The organism is Arthrobacter sp. PGP41, assembly GCF_002953935.1.
Taxonomy (GTDB): Bacteria; Actinomycetota; Actinomycetes; order Actinomycetales; family Micrococcaceae; genus Arthrobacter.
This window is the reverse complement of record NZ_CP026514.1, coordinates 4,076,888-4,099,041: the sequence shown is the minus strand read 5'-3', so window position 1 is coordinate 4,099,041 and position 22,154 is coordinate 4,076,888. Positions and strand designations below refer to the sequence as shown.

The window sequence follows — 22,154 nt, the reverse complement described above, 5'->3', positions numbered from 1 at the left end:
AGAAGGGTGGCTCCCTCAGGCGTAGCTTACGACCGTGGAGGCGAGTAGTTTGCGAACCTCGGGGCGGTCACGCCATGCGGGGAGGCTCTCCGCTGCGCCATCTCCGATGAACCCCAACAGCTCTTCAGCCGTGAAAAGCCCAACGCCACGAGGCGACCATCTTTCGGGTCCGATGGTGGCGGTTCCAGCCACGATCGTCATGATGGGGACAACGTTCACGTCCGGGCCCAAGGCTGCGCGGTAACGATCTGCAGCGTCAGCAATCTGTGTATGCCGGTGGCCGTCATCGCCTTTGGAAGTGATCGCCTTACCCTTCCTGTTCAGGTGCCAGCTGTAGTTGTCGGGCCAGTCGAACCATGAATCGATCAAATACACGGCATTTCCGTGGGATACCGCATGCTCAACGTCAATTCGCTTGGCTCCGGGTGACTTTAGCCCGTGGAATACATAAATACCGGGAATTTTGACGAGCTTGTTGAGAAGCAGGCCCATCACCCAGATGCTGCTGCGCGTGGAATCGCTGGAACCCCGGCCCCACTCTCTCGGCTGGTCCCCGTACACGTACTGGTTGCCGGATACCGAAACTTTATTCCTTCTAAAGAGCGGCGCACTGTACCAAGCCACGGCAAATGCGGCAGCGAGGGTAAAAAATCCGATCATGCCCTCAAGGCTGGCGCCTTCGGCAAACGCTCTCAGCGAGCCAAAAGCAAACAGCCCTGATACCGCCGCTCCGAGAATGACGTACAACGTACTCCCGCTTAAGGCCATCAGCGCCGCCAGCAGCATTACAAAGCAGCGCAACATGCTCAGGGGAAGATCATTATCCCCAGTTAAGTTGGTGAGAAGGGTCGGCAGCAGGAAGACAAATGCCACAAATGCCGCAATGAAAGCCTTTGCCCTGCCGGACATTCGCGATTCTTTTACCACGGCATTCGCCACAACTGAGCGGTTTGGCATGCCGTCATATCCGCTGAAGTCGGTGCTTAGCCACTTCCACTGCGTGATTTTGATGCGTCGGCGGTCAAGTTCGTTTTCCACGTTTTCCACGAGCCATCCACCTGGTAGTTGTTGATTATCTACCTACTTTTTATCATCCGCCTGTTCTTTTCTTCTGCGCGCCCGGTTAGCCTCCTGCTATGGATGAATACTCGGAGGAACTCGTCAACCTTGCATTTATGGCCCTGGACCACGCCATCGACTCGGTGGTCTCGTCCGGCACGGACCTGGTCCCGTTTGTCATCCGGGAGCATGGTGGACAGCGGAGCCTGCAGCGTTATCTTGTGGACGGCAAGCTTGAGGCAGGCGTTGCGGCCGCCCGCCAGTCGGTTTTGCAGGAACCGCTGCCAGATCGCGTCGCCCTTGCCTGGGACGGTTTCATGACAACGTCGGAAGGGCGGCAGGAGGCCGTCTTCGTTGAATCCTACGAGCAGGGCACGCCCGCCGGGTTCATCATGGCGCAGCGGTACCAGCGGGCCGGTTTCCTCAAGAAGAAGCGTGAATCCCTGGGGAACCCCGCCCTTGTGGAGAAGAACACCGCACCGCTCTTCTAGCGTGTCCACCTTGGTGGTCGATGTCCGGCATGATCGTACCGAAAATGCCTTCTACGCGTCCCTTCTGGTCGGAGTAGGCTATTGGCTATGGCCAATCGGCACGTTCGTACCTGAGGAGGGATAGCCACGCCTTCCTTTTCCGAACAACTCGCAGCCGAGGTGCGCGCTCGCCGCACGTTCCTCCGCCTGACGCAGCAGGACCTCGCCGACATGGCAGGCGTCTCCGAGCGTTTCGTGCGCTTCGTGGAGCAGGGCAAGCCAAGCGTCCAGCTGGATTCCCTTCTAGCGATCCTCGAAACGCTTGGGCTGGAGCTGCAGACCGCCACGCGCACCACCCATGCTGCACGCGCGCTCTCCATGCCGCCCCTCGGGAACGGCGCCGAAGAGTGAGGCACCGCATCGCTGACATCTACAAGGCGGGCGTGCTGGCCGCGCGCCTCGAACGGCACGACGGCGGCACCAAGTTCAGCTACCTGCCCGCCTACCTCCAAACCGGGGGACCCGCCGTCGCTACTTCCCTGCCGCTCAGCAGCGAACCGCTGCTGTCCGCCGCAGGTGCCGCCCCGCCCTACTTCACCGGGCTACTGCCTGAGGGCCGGCGCCTTAACGCGCTGCGGCGGTCCATCAAGACCAGCGCCGATGACGATCTCTCCCTGCTTATCGCGGCCGGTGCCAACCCTGTGGGTGACGTGCAAATCGTGGGCCACGGGGAGCAGCTGGATCCGGATGACCACGCGGTCCGGCTTGATCCAAAGCAACCCGTGGATTTCGACCAGCTGCTGGGAGACCCCGACCTGATCGATCCGGTGGCGCTGGCGGGCGTGCAGGACAAGCTGTCCGCGGGAATGATCTCGGTGCCGGTGGCCGGGGCCGGGCGCCAGTTCATCCTCAAACTCAATGCCCCGGAGTTCCCGCATGTGGTGGAGAACGAGTTGGTGATGTTTCGTTACGCGGCCAAGCTGAGGATTCCCCTGGGCCGCGTCCGGCTGATGCGTGATATTGCGGGCCGACCGGGGCTGCTTGTGGAGCGTTTCGACCGCGTTCCCGTGCCCGGCGGCGGATCAAATAAGGTGCGGCGACTGGCTGTCGAAGACGGCGCGCAGGTGCTGAAGCTCTACCCCGCGGACAAGTACAACGTCAGCTACTCGCAGGTCTTCCACGCGCTCGCGGAATATTGCTCGGCACCGCTCCCCGCCCTGCGGAACCTCGCCATCCAGTGCGCGTTTGCGTGGCTGAGCGGCAACGGTGACCTCCATGCCAAAAACGTCTCTATGGTCCAGCAGCCTTCGGGCGAGTGGACCATTGCGCCGGTCTACGACATCCCCTCCACAGTGGTGTACGGCGATAAGACTCTGGCGCTGGCCATAAGTGGCAAAAGGACCGGGATTTCCCGCCGCCACTTCCTGGGCTGGGCGACGGAGCTCGGACTTACCGGGCGGGCGGCTGCGCAGGTGCTGGAGATGGCCTTAAAGGCGTCGGGACCGCTTTTGGCGGACCTGGAATCCGGGACGGCTTTCCGCGGCCTGGACGGGGCCGGACAGAAGAATAACGACGACGGCGGCTCGCCGTTCCCGGACCTCGTCACCAGGGCATGGGTCAAGGAGTTGAAGCACCGGAGAAGGCTGTTGGAAGGCTAAATGGGATTGTGCGCGGTGCCGCTACGAGCCGTCGCACCACCTGAGGACCCGCAGTGCCCGCAGGGTGTTCCAGCGGCTTGGGTGTCCGTCGCCTGCTTCCAGCGGGAAGTGGATCTTGCCGGCGTGGGTGTTTTCCAGGAGCCAGGTGCCGTCCGGCTGCCGCTTGGAGCGGACCACTTCCACTGCTTCTGCCAGTCGCTCGTCCGGTCCGTTGCCAGTGGCGCGGAAGTAGTCCAGCCCGCGGAGCACGTCGAAGAACCACCGGGTGGGGTAGGAGAACTGAAGCCAGCCGGTACTGATCACTGCGCCAGTGGATTTCCGCCTGAACAGCCGACGTTCCAGCAGGTATTCCTCTCCGCGGCGCCGCGCCTCCCGGGATAGGGAGGTTCCGCCGGTTGCACGCTCATGCTCAAGGAGCCCTTCAAGGACGCAGATGGTGGTGTGGAATGAAGAACGCGTGGAGCCCCGTTCGGCCTCGCAGTTCCAGCCGCCGTCACCGAGTTGCTCCCGGGCCAGCCGTTCCACCACTTTGTCCACGTTCTCTCCGAAGTATGCCCCAACCGCCACGGCCATGCCGTTGATGCAGGGTTCAACTTCGCCGTCGAAAAAGGGCTGGTTGCCTTCCTCCCAATGGCTGTTCTCGCGGACCAGGGTGACCGCCTGGCGGGCTTCCTGGCTGTCCGGCCTGAGGCCGAAGTCGCGCAGGAGCAACAGGCTGTAGGTGGTTGCAGTCCAGGGCTGGCCGTCAGGGTCGTTGTCGATTGCGGGCCAGTACGTGCCGCCGTCCCATTGCCCGTCGGCCCCCTGCAGCGCGAGCATCCGCGCACCCCAGCCCTGGCTGGCTACCCGTTCCCGCTCCTTAAGGACTTCCCGGGGCGAAGCAGCGGTGAGGTCGCGGAGGACCTGCCAGCGGATGGCGGGATCGGAATCGAGCAGCCACTCCATCACGTCCACGGCGGGAAGGCCGTTAGAGGTGCTGGATCCCTGCGCGTTGCATGGCGTCCTTGTAAACGTCCACGTTCTTGGCCAGGAGCTCTTCCTGTTTCGCTTCCGAGACGGCGAAGGCGCGCCCTCCCAGGGCGGTGGCCTTGTATATCTTGATGCCGCTGTTTTTCAGGGACTGGTGGTAGGTCTTCTCGAAGAGGGTGAGGAAGGTTGAGGCATCAGTCCCGTGGGCGATGATTGCCGAAACCCGTGAGTTGATCTTCAAGAACTGCCGGAACGGGCGCAGACCGTCCGTTTTCTCCTGCACATTCAGGGCGGAGGGCATGTCCGGGTCGCGGACCCAGGGGTAGGCGTTCCACGGCATCACGTAGCGGGGATCGAGTTCGGCCAGTTCGTAGATCTGGGTGGCGCGGCGGGCGGCCTCGTCGTCGTTGTAATGCGAGACGAAGCCGGACTCGGTGCCCTTCCCGGGGCTGACCTGCAGGCTGACAATCCGGCACTCATCCTCGTCATGCACAGGGTCGATATAGGGGACGACAGACCCTGGCTTCTTCTCCATCAGTTCATCGCACAGCTGCGTGACCTTGGCAATGTTCGGTTCCTGTAGCAGGGCCTTTTTCTCGTCCCAATCAATCGTCACGATTTCTCCCTCAGCAGCAAGGCGTCCAGAATCAGGCGTCTTAGGCCACTCTACGCTTCCACGCTGGAGGGTGGGCAGGGGAAGTTCTCTCTCCCTTGCGCAGACGCAACGTCGCTATGTACCTTCCGTGGCCCGCAGGTGCCTCTTCCTCACGCCGTCAGGGATTGCCAACGATGGGCGCGCTTGGCTGCTTTGGCCCGTTGCCGGTGTTTTCGGCGATGGCGCCACGGCAGCCCGTCAAGTGCCGGCCAGGACGCCGGCCTCGCGCCTACTTGCATGCCAACTGATGCGGTGTCGGCCAGTGCTGTGTCAGGAGGGGGTGTATTAGCCGGTGCTGTTCCCGGCAGCGGCGGCGAGGTGGAGTGGTACGTGTGGCCGGTGGGGGTTTGGAGTTCCACTGAGTGACGCTGCCCTGGTCTGCTTACTGGTTTGGCGGTCCAGCCAGGTGTTTCTTTGGTGTGGTTGCAGGCTTCGCAAAGGCCTTGGCCGTTGGTGCTGGTGGTGGGGCCGGACTGGTGCCTGGGGAGGATGTGGTCGTGGTGGCGGATCGGGGCGTCGCAGTAGGGGGTGCGACAGGTATCGTCGCGGATCTGGAGGAAGCGGCGGAGCCCGGGCGGGAAGAGCCGGGCTTTGGAATCCATGGCCAGGAGGTCCCCGGTGCCGGGGGCCGTGTAGAGCCGGCGCAGCCAGATCGTGACTCCGGCATCGTGGTCGGTATCAGTGCCCGCCGCCCTTGGTGAGCCCGGGTCGCGGTCGGCTCCGGCGCCCGCCCTTGCTGAGCCTGCAGCTCCTGCTGAATCCGTAACAAGTGACCCTAATTCGCCTTGGACTGCTTTCCGGGCCCAGTGGGCGGGGACGGTGCCGTAGCCGGTGAGGCGGGCGGGTTCGCTGTCGCCTTGGAGGAGGGTGCGGTCGGTCATGATGAGCTGGATTTCGATGCCGGTGATCCCTCCCGGGGTGCCGGTGATGCGTTGGACGAGGGCATCGGCCATGATCGCGCCGCGGGACCGGTTATCCCCGGCGGACTTCGCCCCGGCGGACTTCACTGTGTCCGCGTGGCGGGTCAGGGCCGCATAGGCGGCGATGCCCTGGGTTACCGGGAGGAGCGCGGTCAGGTAGGTCATGGTGTCCGGCGCCGGCCGCAGGCTGACACAGCGTTCCGTGACGGCGCGGGACGCGCGTTTAGCCACCGTGTGCGGGTCGCGCCGGTACGCGGCGGCGCGGACGGCGGTAGTGATGGTCCGGTCCCCGGCGCCGGCCAGGGCGCCGGTGTCGGCGGCGAGTTCCTCGTCCACGGCGCACCGGTCTGCGGCGGACAGGCAGGCGGTTTCCTTCACGATGAGGGTGGCCCGCCATTCGTTCAGCTGCCCGGACCTTAAAGCTGCCAGGGTGCGGGGCATCTCGGTGGCCAGGGCTTTGGCCAGGCCCAGGAGCCTGGCCCCGCGGGCCGGGGACTCCCGCCGCGCCAACGCTATTTCCGCCCCTACCCCGGCACCCTGTTCAGCGGCGGGGACACCGGCCGCTGCCTGTTCCCGGCGCCGGGTGAGGTCGAAAGCCGCGGCGATTTCGGCCTGCTTCGCGGCAGCCAACGACTTCAGGTCCTCAAACCCGCGGAGCTGGTCGATCATGCCTAGGCCGTCAACGGCGGGACGGACGGCAGCCAACGCGCGCAGGACGTCGGCAACACAAGGCCCCGGAAGGCCACCCGGCACCAGCCCCCCACCCGCATCCAGCCCTGCTTTCGCCTCCAGGCCCGTCACCACCGCTTCCATAACCTAAGCCTTCCAGCCCAGGCCCGGCACGGCACCCACCCCTCAACGCTATGTGGATAAACAAGGCACCTTCGCCTGCAAGCCGTACAGGCACAGGCGGTGCTGTTGAATGAAGGTATGGAGTTCACCAAAAAGGGCCTGAAAGCGGAGGGCTTCGCCGGCTTCCGGCCAATCGGCGCGCTCGATGCCATGCGGATCCCCCAGGGAACCGGGCTCTTCGCAGTGCTGGCTCCGGAAGGGTTCCAACCCCGCTTCCTCAGGAAAAGCACCGCCGGCGTCTTCAAGAAAAGGGACCCGTCACTCCCCGAAGCGGCCCTGGCCGCAGAATGGGTGGACACTGCCGCTGTCCTTTACCTGGGCAAAGCCGGCCCCGGCAGCAAAGGCAACCGCGGACTCAGGCGGCAAATCCAGGAGTTCCTGGACTTCGGGCAGGGCAAGCCGCCGGGGCACTGGGACGGCCGCCTGGTCTGGCAGCTCGCAGACGCCGAAAAGCTGGTCATCGCCTGGAAGGAAGTCGCGCAGGAACAACTCAACAAGGCCGAGGCGGAGTACCACTCCGCCTTCATCGAAGGATACGGAAAGCTCCCCTTCGCAAACCTCGTGAGGGCCCGCGTCAAAGGCTAGAAGCACCTGGAGCTAAACCAACCCGCCGTCGTATGTAAAACGTCCGGCAAGCATCGTGGCCGCCACCGGCATTGCCGCGAACTCCCCGTCCGGCACAGTCAGCGGACCCCCATCGAGGAGCACCAGGTCAGCGGCGTCGCCAACACAAACACGCGAGCGCCCCCGGGCTGAAGCCAGGAGGGCCTGCTCCCGCGTGATGGCTTCCTGCGGATGCCACGGCCCGCGCCCGTCGCCCCGTGCGCGCAGGGCAGCGGCGGACATCGCCAGCCACGGCTCAAGCGGCGCCACCGGTGCATCCGAGCCCAGCAGCAGCGAAGCCCCCGCATCGAGCAGTGACCGCAGCGGAAAGGCCCGCTCCGTCCGCCCGGCCCAGTTGGAATCCGCGGCGTCCCGGTCATCCAGCGCATGGACCGGCTGGACGCTGGCCGCCACCCCCAGCGGCCCGAAGCGCGCAAGGTCCTCCCGGCGGACGAACTGGGCATGTTCGATCCGGCCGCCAACGCCCGCGCTTTCAAAAGCGTCAAGGGCCACCTGGTTGGCCGCATCCCCGATGGCGTGTACGGCGGGAACAAACCCGGTGTCCCGCGCCCGGCCCAGCAACGCCGCCAGCTCGCCAGGATTCACTGTCAGCAGCCCGCGCCCGCCGAAAGGGTAAGGATCCACACAATAGGCAGTCCGGGTATTAAGGGAACCGTCAATGAGCACCTTAAGCGGTCCCACGCTCAGCAACCCGCCGCCGCCGTCCACCTGCTGCCCCGTTCGCATGCCCTCGGCAACGGCGCGTTCAAGGTCTGCCGGATAGACACCCGCCTCCACACGCAAGGCGTCAAACCCGCCGGCGATGCGCCGCAGCCACGGGTCCCGGTTCCATGTCATCTCAAAATCCACCACGCCCACCACGCCGCGGGCAGCAGCCGCCCGGGCGGCGTCACGGACCCAGCCATCCAGGACACTGTCCGGCAGCCGTCCCAGTTCCCGGGTCAGGGCAAAAGCGGGCTCTTCCCGCAGTAGTCCGGAGGGGTCCACGTGCACTCCGTACCGGCTGGCCGCGGCCGAGTTGAGCCAAACGCTGTGGAGGTCGTGACTGACCAGCGCCGTCGGCCGGCCGCCGGTGGCGGAATCCAGCAGAGCCAGCGAGGGCGCGTCCGGCCATAGGGCGTCACGGAAGCCGACGCCGACAGTGGTCACGGAGGGGTCGGCGCCGGACACGAAGGAACGGACGACGGCGGCAGCATCCCGGGCGGTCACCGCACCGGAGAGGTCGATCCGGTTGGCGTGCAGCGCCCACTGGGTCATGTGGACGTGCTCGTCCCACAGGCCCGGCACGATGTAGAGCCCCTCCGCATCAAGCACGGCCGCTCTGCCCGGGGACTCCCCGGCAGTACCGATCCGGCTCACGCGGCCGCCGCTGATGTGCACACTGACGGGAGCGGCGTCCCCCGGCATCCGCACGTTCTCCAGGACAAGGTCGCTCATGCGGAACCGCGGAGCCGTTCCATCTCGCGTCGGTCTTTCTTGGTGGGCCGGCCCGCGCCCCGGTCGCGCTGCGGCAGGCCAAGTGCCGGGGCAACCGGGCGAGGCGGCGTGTGGTCGGTGAAACAGTGGGAGGCCGCCTCGGCGCCAACGCGCTTGGCAATCAGCCGGCGCACTTCAAGGATGCGTTCGTAGCCGGGCATCCGCACGGTCACGGTGTCGCCGGTGACCAGCGTCGCGGATGCCTTGGCCGGGCTTCCGTTCAGGCGGACATGGCCGGCTCGGCAGGCGGCGGTGGCCGCGGAGCGGGTCTTGTAGGCGCGGATGGCCCACAGCCACGCATCGATGCGGACGCTGGCGGGGGAGGAAGGAAGGCTGGTCATGGCTGGCACCGAGTATAGCCGCGGCTCCCGGGCGCGGAGGCCAGGCAGGCCAAACGGTTACTCCACGGTCACACTCACCCGCTGCACCATGTTGTTGCCCATGCCCTGATAGTTCCAGGACTGCTCCAAGGGCTGGGTGGCACCGGTCTCATCCGTTGCGCGGCAGGAGAGCTCGTGCTCGCCCCGGTCCGCCACCCACGGCATGGTCCACTTCCGCCACGCGTATCCGCCGGCGGGCTTATCCAGGTGCGCGGGCTGCCAGGTGCCGTCGATGCCGACCTCCACGCCGGTGACCGCGCCCTTCCCGGACCAGGCCCTGCCCTGCAGGAGTACCGGACCGGGCTTCAGGAGCCGCGTGCGCGTGAAGAAGTCCGGGATGCCCGGCGGAACCATCAGCGAACGCACCCTGATCCGCGAAACGGGAGTCCCGGCGTCGTCCGCTGAATCCTGGTAGCGGTAGGCAACCTCCTGCTGGTAGCCCCGGAAAGGGGCCGTGACCACCTCAATGGATTCCAGCCACTTCACGCTGGCCATGCCGTACCAGCCGGGCACTACCAGCCGGAGCGGGTATCCGTGCTGCGGCGGCAGTTCGCTGCCGTTCATTTTGTAGGCAAGGACGACGTCGGGACGCATCGCTTCATGGATCGGCAGGCTCCGCGCGTAGCGCTGGGTGACGCCGCCCTGGACGCCCTGGTCCGATCCTGTGAACACCACCTCCACAGCGTGCGGCAGGACGCCCGCCTTGCCCAGGAGGTAGGCGAGCGGAACCCCGGTCCAGTGCGCGGTGCCCACGCCCTCCATGATCCACGGCTGGCTAAGCGGCCGCGGATCCAGGAGCGAGCGTCCGTTCCCCGCGCACTCCAAGGTGACGGGTACCGTGATGGCGGGGTCCTTGCGCAGGGCCGCCATGCTCAGTTCCAGGGCCATTTCAACCGCGCCGCTGATCCGGAGGTGCCACGAGGAAGCGTCGATGTCCGGAATATCGAAATGCGTCAGCACGTAGTGGAGCCCCGGCGGAGTGATGTCCCGGCGGAGCGCCTCCAGCGGCATGGAGTGGTTGCGCGCACCCAACTGAAGTTCCTCCCGGGTGAGCGGGCCAGTGGTGGGCCCGGCAGCGGGCGGGGCGGGAGGCGCCGCCGCAGCCGGACCGGAAGACTGCTGGTTCGTGGAGGCCTGTTTCATGGCGCTGCGACTCTTTCGCCTGGGGATTCTGCTCGGCGGGCTGGAAGCTCCCGTGCCTCAGGTTTACGCCCGCCCCGGCCGTCCGTCAACGAAGGCCGCTGTCCGTCAACGAAGGCGGCGGGGCGGGAGGCAGGGGCCGCTGCCGGGAATGCGTGAAGCCCAGGCCGGATACTCTCCTCGGCGGACGCCAGAGGGGCGCCTATGCTTCCCGTTTGGCCGGGGACTTGGTCTGGGCGGGATCGCGCTCGGCCAGTGAACCGATGGCGTCGTCGATCTTCTTCAGGACCTCCGGTTCCAGCGTCACGCCTGCAGCGCCCACACTGTCCGCGATCTGCTCGGGGCGCGAGGCGCCCACGATGGCTGAGGCAACGTTCGGGTTCTGCAGCACCCAGGCCACCGCCAGCTGCGGCATGGACAGCCCGGCTTCCTCGGCGATGGACTTGAGGTCCTGGACGCCGGCCAGGACGTCGTCGCGCATCCAGCGCTCGATCATCTTGGCTCCGCCCTTCTGGTCCGTGGCGCGGCTGCCTTCCGGTGCGGGCTGGCCGGGAAGGTATTTGCCGCTGAGGACGCCCTGGGCCATGGGCGACCAGACGATCTGGGAGACACCCAGTTCCTCCGACGCCGGGACAACCTCTGCCTCGATGACCCGCCACAGCATGGAATACTGCGGCTGGTTGGAGATCAGCTGGAAGCCGAGTTCCTTGGACAGGGCGTGGCCTTCACGCAGCTGTTCCGCGGTCCACTCGCTGACGCCGATGTACATGGCCTTGCCCTGCCGGACGATGTCCGCGAACGCCTGCATGGTTTCTTCCAGCGGTGTTTCGAAGTCGTAGCGGTGGGCCTGGTAAAGGTCCACGTAGTCCGTCTGGAGCCGCCGGAGGGAGCCGTTGATGGACTCCATGATGTGCTTCCGGGACAGGCCAAGATCATTCTTGCCCTTGGGGCCGGTGGGGCCGTAAACCTTGGTGAAGATCTCGAGGGATTCGCGGCGCTCGCCCTTCAGGGCTTCGCCCAGGACTGTTTCCGCAGCCGTATTGGCATAGACGTCGGCGGTGTCGAACGTGCTGATGCCGGCGTCAAGGGCGGCGCGCACACACTGCGAGGCGACGTCGTTTTCAACCTGCGAGCCGTGTGTGAGCCAGTTGCCGAATGTGATTTCCGAGACTTTGAATCCGCTGTTTCCGAGGTATCTGAATTCCATGGGTTTCACGCTAGCCCAGATGGTTGCTCAGGGTAAGGGCTGTTTGCCCTTTGAAGGGGGGCCCGTGGTTCCTGCTCCCTTGCCTCTTTCCGCAGCCTTGAGGATATGCGCCGGACCGGAGAGGGATGCCAGCGAGCCGGTGTCCAGCGGAGCCAGGGGGTGGGGAGCCTGCGGCTTCTTGAAGGACCGCGGCAGCTCGCGGGAAGGACGGCTGGTATCAAGCGCGGACTCCACCAGCGGCGCCACTTCCGCCACCTTTTCAGCCGGCACTCTCGGATCAGGAAGATCGCGCACTGAGAGTTTTATTTGCGGCTTTGCTGCGCGCGCCCTGGCTTTTGCGCGGGCGTCCGCATCTGCGACGGCGGCGGCCCAGTCCCCGGCAAGGACGGGCGGTTCGCGGCGGGCGGCAGCCAGTGCAGGGTGGTGTTCGACGGCGGTGCGCAGCGAGGACTTCAAGCGGGCGGGCTTCAGCGCGGTGCGCCAATCGCGGGGCGTCTTTTCCGGCCGGCGGCGGAAGGCCCGCACGAGCAGCCCGGGGCGTGGCCGGCGCGCTGCGGATGCCGCGCCAGCACCGCCGTCGGCCGCCCTGCCCGGGCCCTGCTGGCTGCCGGCCGGCGCCGTCAAGCGCACCAGCGGGAGTGATTCGTTGCCGGTGCCCCTGCCGAACAGGGCCAACAGCAAGACGGCGGCGAGCCGGCCAAGTCCTGCCAGGACCAGGGTGATGACGCCCAGCAGGAAGAGGACCAGGAACATCAGGAAGGCGACTCCCACGGTGCCCAAAAAAGTCAGGTTCAGGATGAGCGTATCCGGATTTTCCACGTCATCTCTCCTCTCTGCCGGCAACAGGGCCGGGGCCGGCACCACCCTGCCCGGGCGCCGGCACCTTCTCCACCTTACGGATTTTTGCGGGGCCGTGCCGCCGGGTGCCCGGCCGCTTCCCTGGTTGTAGCAAAGCTGTTACCCATGTGACAGCATCGGTGGGATGACCGACTCCAGGGACCACAAAAACTGCATGTGCCTGTCCGGAGAGCCGTACGGACAGTGCTGCGGGCGGTTCCACGGAGGCGCGGCGGAGGCCGCCACCGCGGAGCAGTTGATGCGCGCCCGCTACAGCGCGTTCGTGCTTCTTGACGGTGACTACCTGCTGCGCACCTGGCATCCCCGGACAGCGCCGGCGGAACTGGAACTGGATCCGGGGATGGAGTGGCGGCGCCTGGATATTCTCTCCACCTCCCGGGGCGGGCCGCTGGATACCGCGGGGACCGTTGAGTTCAAGGCCTACTACCGGCACGGCGGCGAACGCGGGGTCCTGCATGAGAACAGCAGGTTCATCCGGGAACATCGGCGGTGGCTCTATCTGGACGGGGAGATGCTGGCCTGACTACTCGTCGGCGTAGTCACTGTCCGGCGTGAACCCGGCCCGGTCCACCTTCCGGTGGAAGTGCATGCCCGCGAGTCCGCCCAATACTGCACCTACCAGGGCCACCAGGGCTACCACCACGGCGGCGATGATGCTGGTGGTGGTCAACTGGCCCTCATTGACGGGGATGCGCGGGAAGCTGTTCAGGTTGGCCAGGACGTTGAACTGCTGTCCGAACACGAGGCCAAGGATGGAAACGAGTACTGCCACGATCAGCGCCCAGATCCACACCATGACGCCCTGCTTGGCGCCGTTGAAGCGCGCCATGCGTCCTGCCACGTAACCGCCGCAATAGTAGGACAGGAACAGGATGACCAGCAGGACAATGATGCCCACCAGCCCCACCGTGCCCTGGTTCTGCGCCGCCTGGTTGACGGCCTCATTGACGTCCGTGTTGGTGGCAAGGCCAACGGCGGTTCCGGCCGCCGCCACGAGGGCGGTCAGCAGGACGGCCATGCCCGTGGCCGTGAGCCAGCCGAAGAACGCGGAGCCCACCTTGATGCCGCCGAACCGTTCCTTTTCCCGGGCGACGGCAGTCTGCCGGTCTGTGAGGTTCGGATCAGCAGCCGGGGCAGGGGGCGTGGCGACGTAGTCCCGCTCGGCGTAGGCGCCCGAGGATCCTGTGCGGTCCGCCGGCACGCGGTCGTAGGCGGAGGTAGGGGCGGCATCGGTTGCCGGCACCTGCGGGTAGGAGCGGGTGGGTTCGCCGCCGGCGGTATCGTCGCGCTGGTTTCGGTTCCGGTCAGCGTCCTCCCGGGCTCGCCTCGAAGGCAGGTTGTCTGGGTCTGTTGAGCTGCTCATGAATCCACTCAACCATCGGCCCGGAGGGATAGCAAGGATGCTTACTATTTTGTGACCTGCAGCTTTACCGGTACCTGCGGTGCAGGTTGTCCTTCTGGGAGGGGCCGGGAGAGGCGTCGGCGATCCACGGACCCGTTCCTTCAGACTGGTCCAGCACGCCTTCCTCCAGCCAGGTGTACTCTCCGGCGAGGACCTTCCGCGTGAGGGCGTGGTCGCCGTCGTCCGTGTTCCGCCATAGCTGGTCGAAGTATTCGTCCACGCGCACCCTGGCCTGCTCGCAGTACGCCTCGGCGAGTTCGTAGGCGCTGGCGGCCTTTTCGGGAGCGGTGCGGAGCAGCATCTCCGCCCGGGCGCAGCAGGCCGTCATGGCGAACAGCTCGGCGCCGATGTCCACCACCCTGCCCAGGAACGCCTGCTTCCTTTCGAGCCTGGCCTGCCAGCGGCCCATGGCGTAGAACGTCTGCCGTGCAAGGCGCCGGGACGAGCGCTCCACGAACCGCAGCTGCTTGGCCAGCCGGCCGAAGTCGCTGTACGAGCGCGGGTCCATGCCGGCCCCGGCCACCAGCTTGGGGAGCCACTTGGCATAAAAACCGGAAGCGCCGACGGCGGCCTTCGCCTTATCGGACAGGCTTGCGTCAAGGGATGCAAGCTCGCCCGCGGCGGCCAGGTGCGCGTCCACCGCTTCCCGGGCGATCAGCAGCCGCATGATCTCCGAGGACCCCTCGAAAATCCGGTTGATCCTCAGGTCCCTCAGCTGCTGCTCGGCCGGGACGGCGCGCTCGCCGCGTGCAGCCAGGGATTCGGCGGTCTCAAAGCCCCTGCCGCCGCGGATCTGCACCAGTTCGTCGGCGATTTGGCAGCTGATCTCCGTGGCCCAGAGCTTGGCCAGGGCGGCTTCAATCCGCACGTCCTTCTGGCCGGCGTCCGCAAGTTCGGCCGAGAGCTCGAACACCGCATCCAGCGCAAAGGCGGAAGCCGCGATGAAGGCGATCTTCTTGCCCACGGCCTCGTGCTCGCCCACCGGCCTGCCCCATTGAGTGCGGGCGTTGGACCATTCCCGGGCAATCTTCAGGCTCCACCGGCCGGAGGCCACGCACAGCGCAGGCAGCGCAAGGCGCCCGGTATTGAGCGTGGTCAGCGCGATCTTCAGGCCTTGGCCTTCGCGGCCCAGCCGGTTGGCAGCCGGCACGCGGACCTGGTGGAACCTGGTGACGCCGTTCTCAATCCCGCGCAGGCCCATGAACGCATTCCGGTTCTCCACGGTGATGCCCGGCGAGTCCATCTCCACCACGAACGCGCTGATGCCGCCCTTGTGCATGGTGCCGTCCGCATCAGTGTGCGCAGGGACCACGGCCATCACCACCACCAGTTCCGCAACCACTCCGTTGGTGGTCCAAAGCTTGACGCCGTCCAGGAGGTACGCATCGCCGTCGTCCGTTGGCGTTGCCGTGCTGCCCAGCCGGGCGGGATCGCTGCCCACATCCGGTTCCGTCAGCAGGAAGGCGGTGATGGCCCCGGCGGCGCAGCGCGGCAGGTACTCGCGCTTTTGCTCAGGGGTTCCGAAAACCTTGACCGGTTCCGGCACGCCGATGGACTGGTGGGCCGAGAGGAGCGCGCCGAGGCTTGGATGGACGCTGCCCAGGAGCGCCAGGGCACGGCCGTAGTAAACCAGGGAGAGCCCAAGGCCGCCGTATTCCTCCGGGATCTTCATTCCGAAAACACCGAGGTCCGCCAGGCCCCGGATGTACTCGTCCGGGATCTTGGCCTCGCGCTCGATCACCCGGCCGTCCATGGTGCGGGCGAACCCGGTCAGGCGCTCCATGAATGCCTCGCCCCGCTCCACGGAGGCAGGATCGGGGGCCGGCCAGGGGTGGACCAGCCCGAGGTCGAAACTGCCCAAGTACAGCCCCTTCGCGAAGCTCGGGCGCTCCCAGCCGGTTTCCCGAGCGGCCTCCGCTACGGCGCGGGCATCCTGGGCTGTGGCGCCGGCACCAAGTTTTCCGGCGGGAACGGGGGTCTCCCCGGGGTGTGCGTCCGTTGCGGTTGCGGTGGAAACGGTGAGGCCGGTGGCGGGGCTTGTTGCGGAGGTGCTGTCAGTGGCGGAGCTCATGGGTTATCTCCTTGGCCGGAATGGCCGGTGTAGCCATGGATCCGCCGGGTTGGAGAACCCTTCAGCTGTCCCTCAAGATTACCCGCGGGTAGGTTCCGGTGCTAGGGGAGTGCTGGGCCTGGAAATCGCCGGAAACATCCACCCCCGCCGCGTGATGGACCAGCCTGTCCCAGCCTGCGTTGATACCGTGGACCACGGCCAGGAGGATTGTGGAAACCACGGTCCAGCCCAGCTTTCCGATTCCCAGCAGCACCAGGGCAACCAGTCCCGCCGCCAGGACGAATACCGCCAGGATCACGGCGAACACCAGGGTGCCCGCGAAGACCATGGTGGCGGTTTCAACTGAACTGAGATCGAAGTGCATTGAGTCCCCCTGCTGCGACGTTGCTTTGGTTGAGATCAGTAGCAGAAGCGTAGGGTGGGACCTCTCCGCCCAGCCATAGCAGCCGGGCCGGCAGAAGCTGTTGGTATGGGATCGAAACACTACGGCCGGGTAGGTCACGAAGCGGTCGCGGCGCCTGCGTTAACCTTGTAGTTGGCAGTTTTCCATCCAAGCCGCCGCCCCGCCCCCGCAAACAGCCCAAGGAGAGTGTGTGCCCCGCTCCGCCAGGTCATCCGCTGAGGCCATCAGCGCCCGGCTCCGGGACCTCGAACTCCTGACCAAAGGACCTGCCTGGGCCTTGACGCGCTCGGCCCCCTGGGTGATCGCGGTGCTGCAGGCATCCTTCACCCGCACCCGCCCCCAGCTTCCGCTCGAGGAGTTCCACGCCGACGTCGACTCCTTCCTTGAGGAGCTGCGCCGGCAGGAGCCCGGGCTGGGCGGCGGGGCCAATGGAAAGTCCTTTGGCGATGAGTGGACGCGCCGGCAGTTCCTGACGCGGCGGAACCAGTCCGGCCAGATCGTTTACGAGGTAACGGAACCGGCCGCCCGCGTGCTTGCCTTCCTGGACAGCCTCTCCAGCGAACGCTCCACGCTCAACGGATCACGCCTCGGCACGCTGCTGGGCGACGTCGAGAAGCTCGCCAACGAGACCAACCCGGACCAGAGCGCCCGCCTCGAGTCGCTGGAAGAGGAGATTGAAGAACGCCGGCAGCTGATCCAGGACATCAGCTCCGGCGAGTTCGACGGCCTGCTGGACGACGACGAGGCGGTGGAAGCCGCGGGCAACATCCTGGACCTCGCCGCGAGCCTGCCGGCCGACTACAAGAAGATGCGTGACCGGATCGAGGAACTGGTGGGCGGGTTGCGCAACCAGATCATCGAGGAGTCGCTCACCAAGGGCGCCACCATGGCCCAGGTCCTGGAAGCGGACAAGCGCCTCCGCCAGAGCCCCGAGGGCAGGACCTTCCGTTCCTTCACCGCGTTCCTCGAGGACCCGCAGCAGCAGCTGAGGTTCCGGTCCGCGATCGGCGAGGTCCTCAGCCGGCAGTTCGCCGACGACCTCTCGCCCGAGGACCGGGAAACGCTGAAGAACCTGGTGGCCGAGCTTCGCCAGCAGCACAGCCAGATCCAGCGGATCTACGGCAAGCTGAGCGAAAGCCTCAACACCTACGTCCAAAGCGACGACTTCCGCCAGTCAGTCCGGCTCCGCCAGGTGCTCCGGGAAGCGGAGCAGGCCATCCGGTCCCTTCCGTACGAACGGGACCGCCCCGGCCTGGTCCGCGGTCCTGTCCTCTTCAACGCCGGATTCGAGTCGCTGTCCATGGTCAAGCTCTTCGACCCCGACGAGTTCGCCGCTCCGCCCAAACTTGCGGGTCCCATCGCGTTCAGCGATGCCGACCGCGTGCGCTCGCCGAGGACCGGCAAGGCCAAGCCCGAGGTGGTGCGCGCGGCCATGGCCGGCGCCGCCACCCTTTCCGAAGCCTGGCAGCAGCTGCCCCCGGAAGAGCAGCACATCAACACCATCCGGGCGCTCCTCTCCCACGCCCTCCACGCCGGAGCGGGCTTCGACAAGGAAGCCCTCGACGCCCTGGACTTCGAACAGATAGACGGAACCCCACGCAGGGCCTACCTGCCGCTGGTCACGCTTCCAAAGGATTCACGATGACTGAAGAAATGACGACGACGGCGGCCCCGGAGGTAGAGCGCGGCGAAGGGGCGGCCTCCGGTGCGGAACGGCCTTTCGCCGTCACCCCGCGCGATACGTTCGTCGACGGTGCGGCCCTCTTCCCGGGTGATACGGGCGTGCTCTCCATGAAGGTGCGGCAGGCGCTGGTGAAGCTCCTCAAGGGTCCGTATATCGACGGCGGCCGGGACGAGAAGCTCTGGACCGTCCTCCTGGACAACCAGGTGATCCTGCGCAGCCGGTTGTCGGAGCTGTTCCTCACCATGGAACTGGACCACGAACGGAAGATTGCCGTCCTGCGGCCGGTGGATCCGGACGCGATCGGGGGCAGCGCCCGCTCCAGCATCCTCCGGCAGCAGCGTGCGCTCAGCCGGGTGGAGACCATAGTGCTTCTCCGGCTGCGCCTGTTGCTGGACCGGCATGTCACGGCGCAGACGGACCCCACCATCACGCGCGAGGAGATCGCCGACCTCGTGGCGCACTACCAGCCCGCGGGCCAGCAGGACGCGCTCCGGGATTCGGACGTTGTTAACAGGGCCATCACCAAGCTGCTGGCCCGCCAGCTCCTCCTGCCCACGGGCTTGGAGGACGTCTACACCATTTCCAATGCGCTGCCCCTTGCCCTCCCCTTCGAGAACATCGGCGACATCCCGGCCCAAATAGAAGCCTTGGTGGCGGCGACCACGGATCCTGCGGGCACCGAGGCATTAATAGAGCTGGACACGGATCCGGTGATTGACCCCGTCGGGACCGGGGATGCAACTGAAGTGGAGGATGCCCAGTGAGCATCGCGAGCATGCTGCCTATGGGCGAGCTGACGAACCCCGGCCAGATGCGCCTTGCCCTGGTGCAGGTGGTCAACTGGGGCACGTTCCACGGGGCGCACACGATGCACGTGGACCGGAACGGCACGCTGCTGACCGGCAACTCCGGCGTCGGCAAGTCGACGCTCTTTGATGCCATGCTGCGGGTGTTCGACGCCCGGCCGAGGTCCAATGAGGCCGCCGCCCAGCGGTCCGGCGGTGCAGTGGAGGACAAGCGGACCACGTTTACGTACATGCGTGGCAAGGTGGGCGACAAGGCCGTGGGCGAGGGCTCGGCGAGTGCCTTCCAGCGGCCCGGTGCCACCTGGTCCGCCGTCGCCCTGACGTTCGACAACGCCGCGGGCACGCGGGTGACCGTTTCGGCGCTGTTCGACCTGCCCAAGAACGGCACGGAGTCCAGCGTGGGACGCTTCTACCTTGTGGACCACCAGCCGCTGGACCTGGAGACGCTGGAAGGCATCGCCGACAAACGGTTCACCAAGGCTGCCCTGGAGGCGATCTTCCCGGAGGCCCAGGTTTTCGATGTCCACAAGGCGTTTGCGGAACGGTTCCGCCGGCTGCTCGGCATCAACTCGGACCAGGCCCTTCCGCTCCTGCGCGTGATCCAGGCCGGCAAGGGCCTCGGCGGCAGCGTCAACACCTTCTTCCGCGACCAGGTCCTGGACGCCCCGGCCACGCTTGCGGCAGCGGACGACGTCGTGGAGGAATTCAGCAACCTGATGTCCATCCGGCAGCGGCTGGAGGACGTCCGGCAGCAGCGGGACCAGCTCGCCCCGGTTCCCGGGCTCAACAAGGAGTACGCGCAGGCGCTCCTGGACGCGAACCGGCTGCGGGACCTGGCCGGCGAGGAATTCGAGGCCTACAAGCAGCAGCTGGCCGTCTCGGTCCACGAAAAGACACTGCTCCGCTTCAAGGAGCTGGCCCAGGCGAAGGCCAAGGAGCTCGGCGCCGAACGGGCGGTCCGGGACGGGCTGGCCAAGGAGCTGCGCCAGCTGGAGGCGGACTACAACAACCAGGGCGGCAACGCGATTTCCGCCATTGAGCAGTCGCTGGAGAACGCGCGCGTGGGCCTGAAGCTCCGCGAGCAGGTGGAGGAGGCGGCGCGCCAGGCATTGACCGATGCCGGCCTGCAGCTGGAGTGGTCCTCCGGTGGTTGGGAACAGGCGCACGAGCAAGCGGCCGCGAGGTCGGCAGAGCTCAAGGACGACTCCCAGGCCCTGCAGGAGCTGCGCTTCGAAGCGTTCGACGCGCACGCCACGAAGAAGCGGGAGCTGGCCGCGGCCGAGCAGGAGCTCGTCTCGCTGAAGACGCGCAAGTCGCTGCTGCCGCCTTCGAGCATTGAAAACCGCGCAGCGATCGCCGCCGCCACCGGCATACCCGAGGACAGGATGCCGTTCGCCGGCGAGCTGATGGACCTTGCCGAGGGGGAGGAAAAATGGCGCCCAGCCGCCGAGCGTGCGCTCCGCAACCTCGCCACCACGCTCCTGGTGCCCGGTGCCCACTTCGCTGCCGTGACCCGCTACCTCAACGGCCACAACGTGCGCGGAGCGCTGCGGGCGGTTGACGTGTCCAAGCCGCTATCCGGTGGTGCGCTGGCGCTGGAGGACGTGCACGACGGCGACCTGCTCACCAAGCTGGACATCCTCACCACGGGCGTCGCCGCCGAAGCGGGATCCTGGATCCGTGAGCGGATCGCGCTTGATTTTGCCTACCCTTGCGTTGAGGATCCGGACGAGCTCGCCGGGCTGGACCGCGGCCTCAGCCTGGGCGGCGTGGTGAAGCGCAACCGCCACACGGTGGAAAAGGACGACCGCTTTACCAGCCGGCAGGACTACGTCCTCGGGTTCGATAACGCCGCCAAGCTGGAACTCGTGGCCGGCCAGGTGGAGGACCTGCGGCAGGAGGTTGCCAAGGCGGCGGAGCTCGCGCAAAGCCGGGAGGATTCGCACCAGGGCATGAGCCGGCAGCTCGAGGCCCTGCGCCGGGTCGCGGAGGACCACCGTTCGTGGGAACAGGTTTCGGCGGAGGTTGCTGCCGAGGAGCTGGCCCGGATCGAACAGCGACTCAAGGATGCGCTGGCCGCCCAGGCGGACCTGGAGCCCCTCCGCGCGGCCATCGAAGGAGCGCGGCAGAAGCACCAGTCCAGCACCGAGGCCGCCGCCGTCCTGCAAAGCGAATACAAGTCGCTGGACCGGCAGCTGACCGCGGCGGATTCGCTGCTGGAAGCCGCACGCAAGCGCCTGGCCCAGGCTCCGCCGTCGGACGCTACGGTCAGCGCGCTGGAACCGTACTTTGCCGACTTCGGCGACGTGACGGAGATGCACGAGCTGGACAACCTGGCCAACCGGGTGCGGACCGGACTGCTGGGTGAACTGCACGCAGCGGAGTCGCGCGGGCAGTCCACGGCGGAGCGGCTGACGAGGATTTTCGAGGGGTTCGTCCGGGAGTGGGGGAGCGCCATCTCCGCGGACCATGGCACCACCATCGGCGCCGCGGGCGAGTTCGAGACCCGCTACCATGCGATCGTGAGCGACGGGCTGCCCGCCCAGGAGGCGGAATTCCGGCAGTTCTTCAACCAGCGCACGCACGAATCCTTCAGCACCCTCCTGCACCTGCTCGACGAGGAACGCCGCTCCATCACCAGCCGCATCCTTCCGCTGAACGGCATCCTGTCGCAGGTCAACTTCCACGAGGGCAGCTTCCTGGAGCTCGACATCAAGCAAACGCTGCCGCCCACTGCCAAACAGTTCAAGGACGCCATCCATAACGCCCTCAAGGCGCGGCACGCCCGGCCCGTCCGCCCGGACGCCTCCAAGGCGGAGGGGGCCGGCCAGGAAAGGGACGACGACGCCGAGCTCACGGCCCGCTATAAGTCCCTGGAAACCCTGGTGAAGCGGCTGGGCTCACAGGCGCCGGAGGACAGGCGGTGGCGGGCCGAGGTGCTGGATGTGCGCGGCCACCTGTTCATCCAGTGCAAGGAACACCGCGAGGCGCGCGGGAAAACCGAGGTCTTTATGCACGCGGACACCGGATCCATGTCCGGCGGTGAACGGCAGCGTTTCACGGCCTTCATCATGGCCGCGGCCCTGAGCTACCAGCTGGGCATCGCCGAGCAGGGGTTCACCACGTACGGCACCGTGATGATGGATGAGGCTTTCGTTCTGGCGTCAGAGGAGTTTGCGGGCGCCGGGATCAAGGCGCTGCACGAATTCGGCTTCCAGCTGCTGCTGGCTGCCCCGGAGAACGTCATCGACCTCTCCCGGCACCTCGGTTCCGTCACCGAAATCCTCCGCGACAAGCGGACAAACCGCTCCGGCGTGCTCACCGCGCCTGTCATCAAGCCCCGGCCGGGCGAAGAAGGCGCCTGGCGCTCCGAAGCGAACCCGGTGGATATCGTCCTGCGCTGACGGAACCCTCTCTCACTTAATGTGCCTTTTCCCCAGACCCTCCATCACCCGGTGATAGAGGGTTTGGGTTTTTCCTGCATTAAGTGAGAGAGCGTCGGCGGGGTGTGTGCTTCGTC

20 protein-coding genes are annotated in these 22,154 nt (G+C 66.5%); 8 read left to right on the top strand and 12 right to left on the bottom strand.

The features are described from left to right. Positions 1-15: 15 nt before the first annotated feature. The gene (locus tag C3B78_RS18775) at positions 16-1,047 is read right to left on the bottom strand and encodes a hypothetical protein (protein ID WP_104999402.1); all 1,032 of its coding nucleotides are present in this window, start codon (positions 1,045-1,047) and stop codon (positions 16-18) included. An 89-nt stretch (positions 1,048-1,136) separates the two neighbouring features. Between C3B78_RS18775 and C3B78_RS18770 the strand changes: the two genes are divergently transcribed. The 3 genes from C3B78_RS18770 to C3B78_RS18760 all read left to right on the top strand — a co-directional run bounded on the left by C3B78_RS18770 (position 1,137) and on the right by C3B78_RS18760 (position 3,187). Next, positions 1,137-1,550 (top strand): hypothetical protein, encoded by a 414-nt coding sequence (locus C3B78_RS18770; RefSeq protein ID WP_104999401.1) that lies wholly within the window; start codon positions 1,137-1,139, stop codon positions 1,548-1,550. Positions 1,551-1,670: 120 nt separating this feature from the next. Next, positions 1,671-1,940, top strand: coding sequence for a helix-turn-helix transcriptional regulator (locus tag C3B78_RS18765; RefSeq protein ID WP_104999400.1), 270 nt, complete (start codon positions 1,671-1,673; stop codon positions 1,938-1,940). Further along, the gene (locus C3B78_RS18760; protein ID WP_104999399.1) at positions 1,937-3,187 is read left to right on the top strand and encodes a type II toxin-antitoxin system HipA family toxin; all 1,251 of its coding nucleotides are present in this window, start codon (positions 1,937-1,939) and stop codon (positions 3,185-3,187) included. Before C3B78_RS18765 ends, C3B78_RS18760 begins: the two co-directional genes overlap by 4 nt. A gap of 21 nt (positions 3,188-3,208) precedes the next feature. Here C3B78_RS18760 and C3B78_RS18755 read toward each other — a convergent pair whose 3' ends face one another. From C3B78_RS18755 to C3B78_RS18745, 3 genes are all read right to left on the bottom strand, one after another. Then, positions 3,209-4,132, bottom strand: a complete 924-nt coding sequence (locus C3B78_RS18755; protein WP_104999398.1) for a hypothetical protein — start codon at positions 4,130-4,132, stop codon at positions 3,209-3,211. Positions 4,133-4,154: 22 nt separating this feature from the next. Then, positions 4,155-4,772 carry a uracil-DNA glycosylase gene (locus tag C3B78_RS18750; RefSeq protein WP_104999397.1) on the bottom strand — a complete coding sequence of 206 codons (618 nt, stop codon included), beginning with the start codon at positions 4,770-4,772 and terminating at the stop codon, positions 4,155-4,157. 149 nt (positions 4,773-4,921) lie between these two features. Further along, positions 4,922-6,544 (bottom strand): HNH endonuclease, encoded by a 1,623-nt coding sequence (locus tag C3B78_RS18745; RefSeq protein ID WP_396136745.1) that lies wholly within the window; start codon positions 6,542-6,544, stop codon positions 4,922-4,924. Between the two features lie 117 nt (positions 6,545-6,661). Between C3B78_RS18745 and C3B78_RS18740 the strand changes: the two genes are divergently transcribed. Further along, positions 6,662-7,168 (top strand): hypothetical protein, encoded by a 507-nt coding sequence (locus C3B78_RS18740; protein ID WP_104999396.1) that lies wholly within the window; start codon positions 6,662-6,664, stop codon positions 7,166-7,168. Between the two features lie 12 nt (positions 7,169-7,180). Here C3B78_RS18740 and C3B78_RS18735 read toward each other — a convergent pair whose 3' ends face one another. The 5 genes from C3B78_RS18735 to C3B78_RS18715 form a co-directional block, all read right to left on the bottom strand. Continuing rightward, on the bottom strand, positions 7,181-8,644 hold the full coding sequence (locus C3B78_RS18735) for an amidohydrolase (RefSeq protein ID WP_104999395.1): 1,464 nt from the start codon (positions 8,642-8,644) through the stop codon (positions 7,181-7,183). Further along, positions 8,641-9,024, bottom strand: coding sequence for an RNA-binding S4 domain-containing protein (locus C3B78_RS18730; protein WP_104999394.1), 384 nt, complete (start codon positions 9,022-9,024; stop codon positions 8,641-8,643). Before C3B78_RS18730 ends, C3B78_RS18735 begins: the two co-directional genes overlap by 4 nt. A gap of 57 nt (positions 9,025-9,081) precedes the next feature. Continuing rightward, positions 9,082-10,206 carry a sulfite oxidase gene (locus C3B78_RS18725; RefSeq protein ID WP_104999393.1) on the bottom strand — a complete coding sequence of 375 codons (1,125 nt, stop codon included), beginning with the start codon at positions 10,204-10,206 and terminating at the stop codon, positions 9,082-9,084. 199 nt (positions 10,207-10,405) lie between these two features. Beyond that, positions 10,406-11,410, bottom strand: coding sequence for an aldo/keto reductase family protein (locus C3B78_RS18720; RefSeq protein WP_104999392.1), 1,005 nt, complete (start codon positions 11,408-11,410; stop codon positions 10,406-10,408). Positions 11,411-11,437: 27 nt separating this feature from the next. Continuing rightward, on the bottom strand, positions 11,438-12,229 hold the full coding sequence (locus tag C3B78_RS18715; protein ID WP_104999391.1) for a hypothetical protein: 792 nt from the start codon (positions 12,227-12,229) through the stop codon (positions 11,438-11,440). 163 nt (positions 12,230-12,392) lie between these two features. Between C3B78_RS18715 and C3B78_RS18710 the strand changes: the two genes are divergently transcribed. After that, positions 12,393-12,791, top strand: a complete 399-nt coding sequence (locus C3B78_RS18710) for a YchJ family protein (protein WP_234005461.1) — start codon at positions 12,393-12,395, stop codon at positions 12,789-12,791. Here C3B78_RS18710 and C3B78_RS18705 read toward each other — a convergent pair whose 3' ends face one another. The 3 genes from C3B78_RS18705 to C3B78_RS18695 all read right to left on the bottom strand — a co-directional run bounded on the left by C3B78_RS18705 (position 12,792) and on the right by C3B78_RS18695 (position 16,105). Next, positions 12,792-13,631, bottom strand: a complete 840-nt coding sequence (locus C3B78_RS18705; protein ID WP_104999390.1) for a YrzE family protein — start codon at positions 13,629-13,631, stop codon at positions 12,792-12,794. Positions 13,632-13,695: 64 nt separating this feature from the next. Continuing rightward, positions 13,696-15,741 (bottom strand): acyl-CoA dehydrogenase family protein, encoded by a 2,046-nt coding sequence (locus C3B78_RS18700; protein ID WP_104999389.1) that lies wholly within the window; start codon positions 15,739-15,741, stop codon positions 13,696-13,698. 61 nt (positions 15,742-15,802) lie between these two features. Next, positions 15,803-16,105 (bottom strand): hypothetical protein, encoded by a 303-nt coding sequence (locus C3B78_RS18695; RefSeq protein WP_104999388.1) that lies wholly within the window; start codon positions 16,103-16,105, stop codon positions 15,803-15,805. 229 nt (positions 16,106-16,334) lie between these two features. Here C3B78_RS18695 and C3B78_RS18690 point away from each other — a divergent pair, with 229 nt between their 5' ends. The 3 genes from C3B78_RS18690 to C3B78_RS18680 are packed head-to-tail and all read left to right on the top strand — an operon-like array spanning position 16,335 to position 22,038. After that, positions 16,335-17,789, top strand: coding sequence for a DUF3375 family protein (locus C3B78_RS18690; RefSeq protein ID WP_104999387.1), 1,455 nt, complete (start codon positions 16,335-16,337; stop codon positions 17,787-17,789). Further along, positions 17,786-18,592 (top strand): DUF4194 domain-containing protein, encoded by an 807-nt coding sequence (locus C3B78_RS18685; protein ID WP_104999386.1) that lies wholly within the window; start codon positions 17,786-17,788, stop codon positions 18,590-18,592. The genes C3B78_RS18690 and C3B78_RS18685 overlap by 4 nt, the downstream gene beginning before the upstream one ends. Then, a complete protein-coding gene (locus C3B78_RS18680) occupies positions 18,589-22,038 on the top strand; it encodes an ATP-binding protein (protein WP_104999385.1) in 3,450 nt (1,149 codons plus the stop codon). The genes C3B78_RS18685 and C3B78_RS18680 overlap by 4 nt, the downstream gene beginning before the upstream one ends. The last annotated feature ends 116 nt before the right edge of the window (positions 22,039-22,154 follow it).